The organism is Burkholderia sp. FL-7-2-10-S1-D7, assembly GCF_001524185.1.
In the GTDB taxonomy this organism is placed as follows: Bacteria; Pseudomonadota; Gammaproteobacteria; order Burkholderiales; family Burkholderiaceae; genus Burkholderia; species Burkholderia diffusa.
This window is the reverse complement of the sequence record NZ_LOWY01000022.1, coordinates 263,235-276,898: the sequence shown is the minus strand read 5'-3', so window position 1 is coordinate 276,898 and position 13,664 is coordinate 263,235. Positions and strand designations below refer to the sequence as shown.

The 13,664-nt window shown below is 63.1% G+C and carries 12 protein-coding genes; all 12 read right to left on the bottom strand.

The features are described 5' to 3' along the window. Positions 1 to 5: 5 nt before the first annotated feature. Positions 6 to 302, bottom strand: a complete 297-nt coding sequence (locus WS75_RS11750) for a DUF2818 family protein (RefSeq protein ID WP_059533192.1) — start codon at positions 300 to 302, stop codon at positions 6 to 8. Next, positions 302 to 1,756, bottom strand: coding sequence for an NADH-quinone oxidoreductase subunit NuoN (gene nuoN / locus WS75_RS11745; protein ID WP_179948900.1), 1,455 nt, complete (start codon positions 1,754 to 1,756; stop codon positions 302 to 304). Before nuoN ends, WS75_RS11750 begins: the two co-directional genes overlap by 1 nt. Positions 1,757 to 1,792: 36 nt before the next feature. Then, entirely contained in the window at positions 1,793 to 3,283 is a 1,491-nt protein-coding gene (locus WS75_RS11740) for an NADH-quinone oxidoreductase subunit M (RefSeq protein WP_059680600.1), read from the bottom strand. Between the two features lie 18 nt (positions 3,284 to 3,301). Next, positions 3,302 to 5,356, bottom strand: coding sequence for an NADH-quinone oxidoreductase subunit L (nuoL, locus tag WS75_RS11735; RefSeq protein WP_059680599.1), 2,055 nt, complete (start codon positions 5,354 to 5,356; stop codon positions 3,302 to 3,304). Between the two features lie 17 nt (positions 5,357 to 5,373). Next, positions 5,374 to 5,679, bottom strand: a complete 306-nt coding sequence (gene nuoK, locus WS75_RS11730) for an NADH-quinone oxidoreductase subunit NuoK (protein WP_004185739.1) — start codon at positions 5,677 to 5,679, stop codon at positions 5,374 to 5,376. 18 nt (positions 5,680 to 5,697) lie between these two features. Beyond that, complete coding sequence (locus WS75_RS11725) at positions 5,698 to 6,348, bottom strand: NADH-quinone oxidoreductase subunit J (protein ID WP_044844660.1); 651 nt, start codon at positions 6,346 to 6,348, stop codon at positions 5,698 to 5,700. A gap of 114 nt (positions 6,349 to 6,462) precedes the next feature. Beyond that, positions 6,463 to 6,951 (bottom strand): NADH-quinone oxidoreductase subunit NuoI, encoded by a 489-nt coding sequence (nuoI, locus tag WS75_RS11720; protein ID WP_009691265.1) that lies wholly within the window; start codon positions 6,949 to 6,951, stop codon positions 6,463 to 6,465. 12 nt (positions 6,952 to 6,963) lie between these two features. Continuing rightward, complete coding sequence (gene nuoH / locus WS75_RS11715) at positions 6,964 to 8,031, bottom strand: NADH-quinone oxidoreductase subunit NuoH (RefSeq protein WP_059680598.1); 1,068 nt, start codon at positions 8,029 to 8,031, stop codon at positions 6,964 to 6,966. Next, positions 8,032 to 10,362 carry an NADH-quinone oxidoreductase subunit NuoG gene (gene nuoG / locus WS75_RS11710; protein ID WP_059680597.1) on the bottom strand — a complete coding sequence of 777 codons (2,331 nt, stop codon included), beginning with the start codon at positions 10,360 to 10,362 and terminating at the stop codon, positions 8,032 to 8,034. Between the two features lie 84 nt (positions 10,363 to 10,446). After that, positions 10,447 to 11,757, bottom strand: a complete 1,311-nt coding sequence (gene nuoF / locus WS75_RS11705; protein ID WP_006478267.1) for an NADH-quinone oxidoreductase subunit NuoF — start codon at positions 11,755 to 11,757, stop codon at positions 10,447 to 10,449. Beyond that, positions 11,754 to 12,239 carry an NADH-quinone oxidoreductase subunit NuoE gene (gene nuoE, locus WS75_RS11700; RefSeq protein WP_006478266.1) on the bottom strand — a complete coding sequence of 162 codons (486 nt, stop codon included), beginning with the start codon at positions 12,237 to 12,239 and terminating at the stop codon, positions 11,754 to 11,756. Before nuoE ends, nuoF begins: the two co-directional genes overlap by 4 nt. A gap of 168 nt (positions 12,240 to 12,407) precedes the next feature. Then, positions 12,408 to 13,661: an NADH-quinone oxidoreductase subunit D gene (locus WS75_RS11695; protein ID WP_059583605.1), complete on the bottom strand. Its 1,254-nt coding sequence runs from the start codon at positions 13,659 to 13,661 to the stop codon at positions 12,408 to 12,410. Positions 13,662 to 13,664: the final 3 nt, after the last annotated feature.

The window sequence follows — 13,664 nt, the reverse complement described above, 5'->3', positions numbered from 1 at the left end:
AGCCGTCAGCGTCGTTTGACGAGATACTGGAACGTGAAGCCGGGAAACGCGAATACAACGAAGAGACTGAACGTGATCGCGTAGAACTGCCAGCCCTGTTCGAAGCGGTTGCCGGCGCGCGACTCGAGCCAGAAGCCGAGCGCACCGACGACGAAATACAGCACGATCAGTTCGCCGATCCGAACCCACGCGTTCTTCTTCGTCGCACCGATCGGCACGACGGCGAAAAGGCGTTGGTTCAGGAACGGTACGTTGGCGCATACGAGCGCCAACAGCACGATGAACCAGCCGGCTGCCGACATTACAGCGGCAGCGTGTGACGGATCGCCTGCAGGCAGGCGGTCAGCAGCGGGCTCGGGATCAGGCCGAGCACCACGACTGCAATACCGTTCAGCACGAGGATCGTGCGCTTGCAGAAATCGCCGGTGACCGGGGTCGCGTCCTGCGGTGCATCGAAGTACATCAGCTTGACAATGCGCAGGTAGTAGAACGCGCCGAACAGCGACGTGATCACGGCCAGCACGGCCAGCCACGTGAGACCCGCGTTGACGGTCGCCTCGAGCACCGCGAGCTTCGCGTAGAAGCCGACGGTCGGCGGGATACCGGCCAGCGAGAACATCATGACCATCATCACGAACGCGAACACCGGGCTGCGCTTGTTCAGGCCCTTGAAGTCGTCGATCGTTTCCGCTTCGAAATCGCGGCGTGCGAGCAGCATCACCACGCCGAACGAGCCGAGCGTCGTGATCAGGTAGACGATCGCGTAGAACATCGCCGAGCTGTACGCGTTCGCCGGCGCGGCCGCGTCGCCCTTCACGATGCCGGCGAGCAGGCCGAGCAGCACGAAGCCCATGTTCGAGATCGCCGAGTACGCGAGCATCCGCTTGATGTTGCGCTGGACGATACCGGTGATGTTACCGACGATCAGCGACAGCGCGGCGAGGATCACGAGCGCGGTCTGCCAGTTCTGAGCGAGCGGCAGCAGGCCCATCACCAGGAAGCGCAGGCCCCACGCGAACGCGGCAACCTTCGGGCCGCCGCCGACGAACAGCGTCATCGCGGTCGGTGCGCCCTGGTAGACATCCGGCACCCACATGTGGAACGGCACGGCGCCGAGCTTGAACGCGATACCGGCGACGATGAAGACCACGCCGAACATCAGCACGGCCGCGTCGGTGTTGCCGCCGACCGCCTTGTACACCTCGCCCAGCTCGAGCGAGCCGGTCGCGCCGTAGAGCATCGAAATGCCGTACAGCACGAAGCCCGACGCGAGCGCGCCCAGCACGTAGTACTTCATCGCGGCTTCGCTCGACTGAGCGGCATCGCGGCGCAGCGCGATGACGGCGTACAGCGACAGCGACATCAGTTCGAGGCCGAGGTACAGCGTCAGGAAGTTGTTGCCCGACACCATCACCAGTTGACCGAGCAGCGAGAACATGCCCAGCAGGAACACGTCGCCGCGGAACATGTCGCGGTCTTCGAGGTACTTGCGCGAATAGACGAGCGAGACCGCGAAGCCGAACGACACGACGGCCTTCATCATGCTCGCGAACGAGTCGACGACGACCATCCGCGAGAAGAAGTAATACTGCTGCGGGTCCAGCGCCTGAACCGCGAACCACACGCCGGCAACGACCGACGAAACCACCGCGATCAGATAGGTCAGGCGGCGGCCAGCAGCACCGGTAAAGGTGTCGTTCAGCCATGCGACGACGATGGCGACCATCACCAGCGCGTCAGGCAACAGGACATTCATAGGAGCGTTCATGATCTTGATTTCCTCCGCTCGCGATTACTGGGCCAGCGGCAGCTTGGACTGCGCGACGTGGGAGAGGAGGTTTTCCACGGAAACGTGCATCACGTCGGTGAAAGGCTTCGGATACAGACCCATCAGCAGCGTGAACGCGGCGAGCACGGCCAGCATCACGAATTCGCGACGGCCGATGTCCTTCAGCTTTGCAACGTGATCGTTCGCGACCGCGCCGAAGTACACGCGCTTGTACATCCACAGCGTGTAGGCGGCGCCGAGGATCAGCGTGAATGCCGCGCCGAATGCGATCCAGAAGTTGTACTGGACAGCCGCGAGAATCACCATGAACTCACCGACGAAACCGGAGGTACCCGGCAGGCCGCAGTTGGCCATCGAGAACAGCATCGCAAATGCCGCGAACTTCGGCATCACGTTCACGACGCCGCCGTAATCGGCGATCTGGCGCGAGTGCACGCGGTCGTACAGCACGCCGATGCACAGGAACATCGCGCCCGACACGAAGCCGTGCGAGATCATCTGGACGATCGCGCCTTCGACGCCGAGCTGATTGAAGATGAAGAAGCCGAGCGTGACGAAGCCCATGTGCGCGATCGACGAATACGCGACCAGCTTCTTCATGTCGGCCTGCACCATCGCGACGAGGCCGATGTAGATCACCGCGATCAGCGACAACGTGATCACGACCGGTGCCAGGAAGTGGCTTGCGTCAGGCGTGATAGGCAGCGAGAAACGCAGGAAACCGTACGCGCCGAGCTTCAGCATGATTGCCGCCAGCACGACCGAACCGCCCGTCGGCGCTTCCACGTGTGCGTCCGGCAGCCAGGTGTGCACCGGCCACATCGGCACCTTCACCGCGAACGCGAGGAAGAACGCGATGAACAGCAGGATCTGCGGCGTCATCGCGATCTTGGCGTTCTGCCACGTCGCGAGGTCGAACGAATGCGTTTCCGTGTACAGGTAGATCAGCGCGACCAGCATCAACAGCGAGCCGGCCAGCGTGTACAGGAAGAACTTGAACGCCGCGTACACGCGGTTCGGGCCACCCCATACGCCGATGATGATGTACATCGGAATCAGGGTCGCTTCGAAGAACACGTAGAACAGCAGGCCATCGGCTGCCGAGAATACGCCGATCATGATCCCGGACAGGATCAGGAACGCCGCGAGATACTGCGCGACGTTCTCGGTGATCACTTCCCATGCGGCGATCACGACGATCACCGTGATCAGCGCGGTCAGCACGACGAACCACATCGAGATGCCGTCGACGCCGAGGTGATACGCGATGTCGAAGCGCTCGATCCAGGTCGACTTCTCGACGAACTGCAGCGCAGCCGTACTCGAGTCGAAGCCCGTGATCAGCGGAATCGTGACCGCGAGACCGAGCAGCGAACCAATCAGCGCGACCCAGCGGGCCATCCCCGGATTTTTGTCGTTACCCACCGCGAGCACGAGGAGGCCGAAAACGATCGGCAACCAGATCGCGGTACTGAGAATCGGAAAAGCGTGCATTAGTGTTGTCCCCCCGCCTTATTTGCCGCCGAGCGTTACAAACAGGGTCAGGAGCCCCAGCATGCCGATGATCATGGCGAACGCGTAGTGATAGATGTAACCGGATTGGAGGAAGCGGATCACGCCGGCGAACCAGCCGATGAACCGCGCGCTGCCGTTGACGAGACCGTCGATCACGACGACGTCGCCTTCCTTCCACAGGCCGCGGCCGATCGCCACCGAACCACGGGCGAACACCACTTCGTTGATCTTGTCCATGTAGTACTTGTTGTCCAGCAGCGTGTAGATCGGACCGAACGCGCGGCGGATCGACGCCGGCAACTCCGGACGCTTCAGGTACAGGAACCACGCGACGACGACACCGGTGAGCGCCAGCCAAACCGGCAGGCCCGACACCGAGTGCAGGCCCATGCCCACCCAGCCGTGGAACTCTTCGGCCATCTCGGCCAGGGCCGGATGGTTTTCACCGATGAAGATCACCTTGTCGAACGCGACGCCGTGCTGGAAGAAGTCGCCGAACAGCATCGGGCCGATCGCGATCGCACCGATGATCACCGACGGAATTGCCAGCAGGACCAGCGGCACCCACACGACCCACGGGGTCTCGTGCGGCTCGTGCGCGTGGTCGTCATGACCGTGGCCATGGCCGTGATCGTCGTGGCCATGCGCTGCCGCCATGCCCATCGGCGATTCCGGATGCTTCGGCTTGCGGAAGCGCTCTTCGCCGTGGAACACCAGGAAGTACATGCGGAACGAGTAGAGCGCCGTGACGAACACGCTCGCGACGACCGCGAAGTATGCGAAGCCCGAACCCGGCAGGTGCGACAGCTTCACCGCGTCGATGATCGAGTCTTTCGAGTAGAAGCCCGAGAAGAACGGCGTACCGATCAGCGCCAGCGAACCGACGAGCGACGTGATCCACGTGATCGGCATGTACTTGCGCAGGCCGCCCATGTTGCGCATGTCCTGGTCGTGGTGCATGCCCATGATCACCGAACCGGCGCCAAGGAACAGCAGCGCCTTGAAGAACGCGTGCGTCATCAGGTGGAACACGGCGACCGGGTAAGCGGACACGCCGAGCGCGACGGTCATGTAGCCGAGCTGCGACAGCGTCGAGTACGCGACGACACGCTTGATGTCGTTCTGGACGATCCCGAGAAAGCCCATGAACAGTGCCGTGATCGCGCCGATCACCGTGATGAACGACAGCGCGGTATCCGACAGTTCGAACAGCGGCGACATGCGCGACACCATGAAGATGCCGGCCGTCACCATCGTCGCCGCGTGAATCAGCGCGGAGATCGGGGTCGGGCCTTCCATCGAGTCGGGCAGCCAAACGTGCAGCGGGAACTGCGCCGATTTACCCATCGCGCCGATGAACAGGCAGATGCAGGCGACGGTCAGCAGGCCCCAGTCGGTGCCTGGGAAGTGCAGGCTTGCGAGCTCGGCACGCTTCGCGAACACTTCGCCGTAGTTCATCGAACCCGCGAACGCTAGCAGCAGGCCGATACCCAGCAGGAAGCCGAAGTCGCCCACGCGGTTCACGAGGAACGCCTTCATGTTCGCGTAGATCGCGCTCTCACGCGTGAAGTAGAAGCCGATCAGCAGGTACGACACCAGACCCACCGCTTCCCAGCCGAAGAACAGCTGCAGGAAGTTGTTGCTCATCACGAGCATCAGCATCGAGAACGTGAACAGCGAGATGTACGAGAAGAAGCGCTGGTAGCCGTCTTCTTCCGACATGTAGCCGATCGTGTACACGTGCACCATCAGCGAGACGAAGGTCACGACGACGATCATCATCGCGGTCAGCGAATCGACGAGGAAGCCGACTTCGAGTTTCAGCGAACCGACGTTCATCCATTCGTAGACGGTCGCGTTGAAGCTCGCGCCGCCCATTACGTCGAGGAAGACTTTCGCCGACAGGAGGAACGCGATCAATACGCCGAGGATCGTGATCCGGTGTGCGCCCTTGCGCCCGACTGCGTTCCCGAACAGCCCCGCAATCAGCGAGCCGGCCAGCGGAGCGAGCGGAATCGCCAGCAGCAGGTTTTCATTGAGTGTCGTTGACATAACAGCGTTGCCTGAAATTAACCTTTGAGCTGATCGAGATCCTCGACATTGATCGTGTCGAGCTTACGGAACAGGGTCACCAGAATCGCGAGACCGATCGCGGCTTCCGCTGCGGCGACGGTCAGCACGAAGAACACGAATATCTGGCCGTGCACATCGCCGAGGTAGTGCGAAAACGCGACGAAGTTGGTGTTCACCGCCAGCAGCATCAGTTCGATCGCCATCAGGATGATGATGATGTTGCGGCGGTTCAGGAAGATCCCGACGATCGCGATCGCAAAGAGGATCGCGCCGAGCACAAGGTAATGAGCAAGAGTCAGCATGGTTTTCTTTTCCTCCGCTTAGCCGTTGGTGCTCGTACCGGCTTCGCTCTGCGCCGTTTCCGGCTGCGGCTTGTCCGCTTCCATCTTCACGAGGCGCACGCGGTCGTCGCGGCGCACCTTGACCTGATCCGACACGCGCTGCCGCTTGCTGTCCTTGCCCTTGCGCTCGGTCAGCCCGATCGCGGCGATGATCGCGACCAGCAGCACCAGGCCTGCGATTTCAAACGCGAAGATGTAGTCGGTGTAGATCACCTTGCCGATCAGGCGCGTGTTCGACCAGTCGGCCATCGCGCCCGTCGCCATCGCGTGCACCGTGTGCGTGTCGCCGTAGCCGCGCCACAGGATCAGCGCGGTCTCGACCACGATGATCGCGCCGACGACGGTCGCCATCGGCACGAAGCGCTTGAAGTCGCGGCGCAGGTAATCGATGTTGATGTCCAGCATCATCACGACGAACAGGAACAGCACCATCACGGCGCCCACGTACACCAGCACCAGCAGGATCGCGAGGAACTCCGCTTCCAGCAGCATCCAGATCGCGGCGGCGTTGAAGAACGCCAGCACAAGGAAAAGCGCAGACGCCACCGGGTTGCGCGAAGTGATCACCTTCAGCCCTGATACCACCAGGAGCAGCGCGAAGATGTAGAACAGTACGGTCGTGAATTCCATGATTACCGGTTCATCGTTAGGCCATAGTCAGGCGCGGCTTGCGGGACGCTCTCGCGTGCCGCACCCGTCGCGGCGGCTCGGCCCGTTCCTGCCGGGCCGGCACTGCAAACACAATCAACGATACGGCGCGTCGGCGGCCTTCGCCGCAGCGATGTCCTTCTCGTAGCGATCGCCCACCGCGAGCAGCATTTCCTTCGTGAAATACAGGTCGCCGCGCTTTTCGCCGTGGTACTCGAGAATCTGCGTCTCGACGATCGAATCGACCGGGCAGCTTTCCTCGCAGAAACCACAGAAGATGCACTTCGTCAGGTCGATGTCGTAGCGCGTCGTGCGGCGCGTGTTGTCCGCGCGCGTTTCCGATTCGATCGTGATCGCCATCGCGGGGCACACTGCCTCGCAGAGTTTGCACGCGATGCAGCGCTCTTCGCCGTTTTCATAGCGGCGCAGCGCATGCAGCCCGCGAAAACGCGGCGAAATCGGAGTCTTTTCTTCCGGGAACTGCACGGTGAACTTGCGCTTGAACGTGTAACGACCGGTCAGCGCGAGCCCCTTCAGCAGCTCCGTCAGGAAGAAGGTCTTAAAGAAGTGTTGGATTGCCGTCATGATTTCGTCCGATTACTTCACCCAGATGTTGAGCGGCGACATCATCCAGAAGCCGACCACGACCACCCAGATCACCGTGACAGGCAGGAACACCTTCCAGCCCAGACGCATGATCTGGTCGTAACGGTAGCGCGGGAACGTCGCGCGCACCCAGATGAACACCGACAGCAGCGCGAATACCTTCAGCACCAGCCAGAAGATGCCCGGAATGAACGACAGGAATTCGAACGGTGCGTCCCAGCCGCCGAGGAACAGCGTCGAGGCCAGCGCCGAGATCACGATCATGTTGATGTACTCGGCGAGGAAGAACAGCGCGAACGCCATGCCCGAGTAATCGATCATGTGACCTGCGACAATCTCCGACTCCCCTTCCACCACGTCGAACGGGTGGCGGTTCGTTTCGGCGATGCCGGACACGAAGTAGACGACGAAGGCCGGCAGCAACGGCAGCCAGTTCCACGACAGGAAGTTCACGCCGTGGCCGGCGAAGAAGCCGTGCTGTTGCGAGCCGACGATTTCCGACAGGTTCAGGCTGCCGGCCGTCATCAGCACGAGCACCAGCGCGAAGCCCATCGAGATTTCGTACGACACCATCTGCGCAGCGGCGCGCATCGCGCCGAGGAACGCGTACTTCGAGTTCGACGCCCAGCCGGCGAGAATCACCGCGTACACGCCGATCGACGAGATCGCCATCGCATACAGCAGGCCTGCGTTCACGTTCGCGAGCACGGCTTCGGCCTGGAACGGGATCACCGCCCACACGGCGAACGCCGGCACGACGGTCATGACCGGTGCGATCAGGTACAGCCAACGGCTGGCGGCGCTCGGCTGAATCACTTCCTTGAGCAGCAGCTTCAGCACGTCGGCGATCGGCTGCAGCAGGCCGCCGGGGCCGACGCGGTTCGGGCCGAGACGCACGTGCATCCAGCCGATCAGCTTGCGTTCCCACAGAATCAGGTACGCGACGCACAGCAGGATCACGACGGCGACGACGAGGATGCGCACAACGGCCCACACCGTCGGCCACGCGACGCCGAGAAGCTGGGCTCCGCCCGCGTTGATCGTATCGAACAAGCTCATTTACGCCTTCTCCACCACCAGTTCACCGGACAGGCTGCCGAGCGCTGCGCCGGCAGGCGTCGCCGCCGACACGCGAACGACCGTCTCCGCAAGATTCGCGTCGCGCACGGCCGGCAACTGCACCGCACGCTCGCCCTGGCGCACGCGCACTGCGTCGCCTTCCTTCAAGCCCAGCTTGTCGAACAGCGCGGCCGGCAGGGCTGCGGCATTCGCTGCCTTCGCGGCAGCCGTCAGATGCAGCGCACCTGCGCGGCGCACCAGCGCGTCGGCGTGATAGATCGGCACATCGGCCAGGCGCTCGAAGCCGCCGTTCGCGGCATTCGCCGCGGCGCGCGCCGGAGCGACCGACGTCTGGTTCGACAGGCGGCCCGCGACGCCTGCGTCGCCGAGCGCCGCGAGACGCACTTCTTCCGCCGTCTCGTATTCGAAGTTCGGCAGGCCAAGCAGGCTGCCGAGCACGCGCAGCACCTTCCACGCCGGACGCGTGTCGCCGAGCGGGCGCACGACGCCGTTGAAGCTTTGCACGGTGCCTTCCGCGTTGACGAACGTGCCGGACGTTTCCGTGAACGGCGCGATCGGCAGCAGCACGTCGGCGTAATCGAGGCCGTGCTTGAACGGCGACATCACGACGACCATCTCCGCCTGGTTCAGCGCGGCAAGCGCCTGCGCCGGATCGGCGGTGTCGAATTCCGGTTCGACGTTCAGCAGCACGTAACCCTTGCGCGGCTGTGCGAACGCTTCGCGTGCATTCAGGCCGCCTTCGCCCGGCAGCGCGCCGACGACGTGCGCACCGACCGTGTTCGCCGCTTCCGTCAGGAAGCCGAACGTCGCGCCGGTGTTGTCGGCGATCCACTGGGCGACCGCGTGCAGCTTCGCGAATTCCGGATGGCGGACCGCGACGTTGCCGAGCAGCACGGCGCGGCGTTCGCCGTTCGCGAGCGACTGCGCGACCGCCTGTGCGGCCGGCGATGCCGTGACGCCCGCGAGCGTGTCGGGCAGCGCGACGCCGCGCAGTTGCGCGACGGCCGCGGCAATGCCGGCCAGCTCGTCGAGCCATGCCGACGGCGCGGCGACGATGCGCTGCGCGGTCGGGATCAGCGAGTCGTCGGCGGTCGCGTGCAGGAAGTGCAGCTTCGCGCCGTTCTTCGCGGCCTGGCGCAGGCGCGCGGCGAGCAGCGGGTGGTCGCGGCGCAGGAACGAACCGACGACGAACGCGGCATCCACGCTCGACAGGTCGGCGATCGGCATGCCGAGCCACGGTGCGCCCTGGACCGGCGCCGAGAAATCCTGCTGCCGCAGACGGAAGTCGACGTTCGGCGTTTTCAGTTCGCTGGCGAGCTGCTTAACGAGGAACAACTCTTCAGCGGTGCTGTGCGCGCTCGCGAGCATTGCCAGCGCGTTCGCGCCGTGATCCGCGGCGATGCCCTTCAGGCCCTTCGCGACATACTCGAGCGCGGTCTGCCAGTCGGTCTCGATCCACTGGCCGCCCTGCTTCAGCATCGGCTTCGTCAGGCGCTCTTCACTGTTCAGGCCTTCGTACGAGAATCGATCCTTGTCCGAGATCCAGCATTCGTTGATCGCTTCGTTCTCGAACGGCAACACGCGCATCACGCGGTTGTTCTTGACCTGCACGACGAGGTTCGCACCGACTGAATCGTGCGGACTCACCGACTTGCGGCGCGACAGTTCCCACGTACGGGCGCTGTAGCGGAACGGCTTGCTGGTCAGCGCGCCGACCGGGCACAGGTCGATCATGTTGCCCGACAGTTCGGAGTCGACCGTCTTGCCGACGAACGTCGTGATTTCCGAGTGCTCGCCGCGACCCAGCATGCCGAGCTCCATCACGCCGGCGATTTCCTGGCCGAAGCGGACGCAGCGCGTGCAGTGGATGCAGCGCGACATTTCTTCCATCGAGATCAGCGGGCCCACGTTCTTGTGGAACACCACGCGCTTTTCTTCCGAGTAGCGCGACGACGACTTGCCGTAGCCGACCGCCAGATCCTGCAGCTGGCATTCGCCGCCCTGATCGCAGATCGGGCAGTCGAGCGGGTGGTTGATGAGGAGGAATTCCATCACCGACTGCTGCGCCTTCACGGCCTTGTCGGACTGCGTGCGCACGATCATGCCGGCCGACACGGGCGTCGCGCAGGCAGGTACGGCCTTCGGCATCTTCTCGACTTCGACGAGACACATCCGGCAGTTGGCCGCGACCGACAGTTTCTTGTGATAGCAGAAGTGAGGAATGTACGTATCCGCCTTGTGCGCAGCCTGGATCACCATGCTGCCTTCGGGCACCTCGACCTTCTTGCCGTCTATTTCAAGTTCAACCATGATGGTGAATGGTCCTTAACCTATTTCCGCCCGTTCGCGCCTTCGCCCGACCGTGCGCTCAAATTCCGCAACCGGTGCTTCGCTTCAGGCTGCCGCCGCGTGCGCGTGGCCGCCGACCATGCAGTGCTTATGCTCGACGTGGTACGCGAATTCGTCCCAGTAATGCTTGAGCATCCCGCGTACCGGCATCGCCGCCGCATCGCCGAGCGCGCAGATCGTGCGGCCCATGATGTTCTCGGCAACCGAGTTCAGCAGGTCCAGATCTTCCTGGCGGCCTTCGCCGTGCTCGATACGATTCACGACGCGATACAGCCAGCCGGTGCCTTCACGGCACGGCGTGCACTGGCCGCACGATTCCTCGTAGTAGAAGTACGACAGGCGCAACAGCGAACGCACCATGCAACGCGTCTCGTCCATCACGATCACCGCGCCGGAGCCGAGCATCGAGCCCGCCTTCGCGATCGAGTCGTAATCGAGATCGGTCTGCATCATGATGTCGCCCGGGATCACCGGTGCCGACGAACCGCCCGGAATCACGGCCTTGATCTTCTTGCCACCGCGCATCCCGCCGGCCAGCTCCATCAGCGTCGCGAACGGCGTGCCGAGCGGCACTTCGTAGTTGCCCGGACGCTCGACGTCGCCCGACACCGAGAAGATCTTCGTGCCGCCGTTGTTCGGCTTGCCGATCTCGAGGTAATTCTGCGGCCCGATGGACAGCAGGAACGGCACCGCGGCAAACGTCTCGGTGTTGTTGATCGTGGTCGGCTTGCCGTACACACCGAAGCTCGCCGGGAACGGCGGCTTGAAGCGCGGCTGGCCCTTCTTGCCTTCGAGCGACTCGAGCAGCGCCGTTTCCTCGCCGCAGATGTACGCGCCGTAACCATGGTGCGCGTGCAGCTGGAACGAGAATTCCGAGCCCATGATGTTATCGCCGAGGAAACCCGCGGCACGCGCTTCATCGAGCGCGGCCTCGAAGCGTCGATACACTTCGAAGATTTCCCCGTGGATGTAGTTGTAGCCGACGGTGATGCCCATCGCGTACGCGCCGATGGCCATGCCTTCGATCAGTGCATGCGGGTTCCAGCGCAGGATGTCGCGATCCTTGAACGTGCCCGGCTCGCCTTCGTCCGAGTTGCAGACGAGGTACTTCTGCCCCGGGAACTGGCGCGGCATGAAGCTCCACTTCAGGCCGGTCGGGAAGCCCGCACCGCCACGGCCACGCAGGCCCGACGCCTTCACGTCGGCGATCACCTGCTCCGGCGGAATCTTTTCTTCGAGAATGCGGCGCAGCTGCTTGTAGCCGCCGCGCGCGACGTAGTCTTCGAGATGCCAGTTCTCGCCGTTCAGACCAGCGAGGATCAGCGGTTTGATGTGACGGTCGTGGAGGGACGTCATTTCGAGAGCTCCTCAAGCAGCTGGTCGATCTTCTCGCGGCTCATGAAGCTGCACATTCTGTGATTGTTCACCAGCAGCACCGGCGCATCGCCGCACGAGCCCATGCATTCGCCTTCCTTCAGCGTGAACTTGCCGTCGGGCGTGGTCTCGCCGAAGCCGATGCCCAGCTTCTGTTTCAGGTAGTCGGCAGTCGCTTCCGCGCCGCCGTGCGGGCCAAGCTGGCACGGCAGGTTCGTGCAGAGCGTGATCTTGTGCTTGCCGACCGGTTTGAGCTCGTACATCGTGTAGAACGTCGCGACTTCCTGCACGGCGACGGCCGGCATGCCGAGATAGTCCGCAACGAACTGCATCAGTTCGGGCGACAGCCAGCCGTGCTCTTCCTGAGCAACGGCCAACGCCGACATCACGGCGGACTGTTTCTGATCGGCGGGATACTTCGTCAACGCTCGATCGATTTCCTTCAGGCCTTCAGCTGAGATCATTTTCAGACACGACTCTTTCAATTCCTACCGAACGAACAACCTGCCGCACTGCTGTGCAAGGACGGCAGACCTGGCGCTCACTGTTGACAGCTTGCGAAGCCGCGCCGGTTCAGCGCGCATCGCGTGTGACTGACTGCTCGCCGCCCGCTCGCGCGGGCGGCGCAACCATTAGCGATCGATTTCGCCGAACACGATGTCCTGCGTACCGATGATCGTGACGGCGTCGGCAATCATGTGGCCGCGCGCCATTTCGTCGAGCGACGCGAGGTGCGCGAAGCCCGGTGCGCGGATCTTGAGACGATACGGCTTGTTGGCACCGTCCGACACGAGGTAGATGCCGAATTCACCCTTCGGATGCTCGACCGCCGCGTACGCTTCGCCTTCCGGCACATGGAAACCTTCGGTGAAGAGCTTGAAGTGGTGAATCAAGTCTTCCATGTTGGTCTTCATGCCGACGCGCGACGGCGGTGCAACCTTGTGATTGTCCGTCATCACCGGGCCCGGATTCTTGCGGAGCCACTCAATACACTGTTTCGCGATGCGGACCGACTGGCGCATTTCTTCGACACGCACCAGATAGCGGTCGTAGCAATCGCCGTTCACGCCGACCGGCACGTCGAAATCCATGCGGTCGTACACTTCGTACGGCTGCTTCTTGCGCAGGTCCCACGCGATACCCGAACCGCGCAGCATCGGGCCCGTCAGGCCCATCTGCAGCGCACGCTCCGGGCTCACCACGCCGATCCCGACCAGACGCTGTTTCCAGATCCGGTTGTCGGTCAGCAGCGTTTCGTATTCGTCGACGCACTTCGGGAAGCGCGTGAAGAAGTCGTCGATGAAGTCGAGCACCGAGCCGCTGCGCGCTTCGTTCATCTTCGCGAGCGCCTTCTCGTTGCGAATCTTCGACGCCTTGTATTGCGGCATTGCGTCAGGCAGGTCGCGGTAGACGCCGCCCGGACGATAGTACGCCGCGTGCATCCGGGCACCGGACACCGCTTCGTACACGTCCATCAGGTCTTCGCGCTCGCGGAATGCGTACAGGAACACGGCCATCGCGCCGACGTCGAGCGCGTGCGCGCCGATCCACATCAGGTGGTTCAGCACACGCGTGATTTCGTCGAACAGCACGCGGATGTACTGCGCGCGCTCCGGCACGTCGATGCCGAGCAGCTTTTCGATCGCGAGCACGTAGCCGTGCTCGTTGACCATCATCGACACGTAGTCGAGACGGTCCATGTACGGCACGGACTGGATGAAGGTCTTGCTTTCCGCGAGCTTTTCAGTCGCGCGATGCAGCAGGCCGATATGCGGATCGGCGCGCTGGATGACTTCGCCGTCGAGCTCGAGCACGAGACGCAGCACGCCGTGCGCTGCCGGGTGCTGCGGGCCGAAGTTGAGGGTGTAGTTCTTGATTTCTGCCATGAC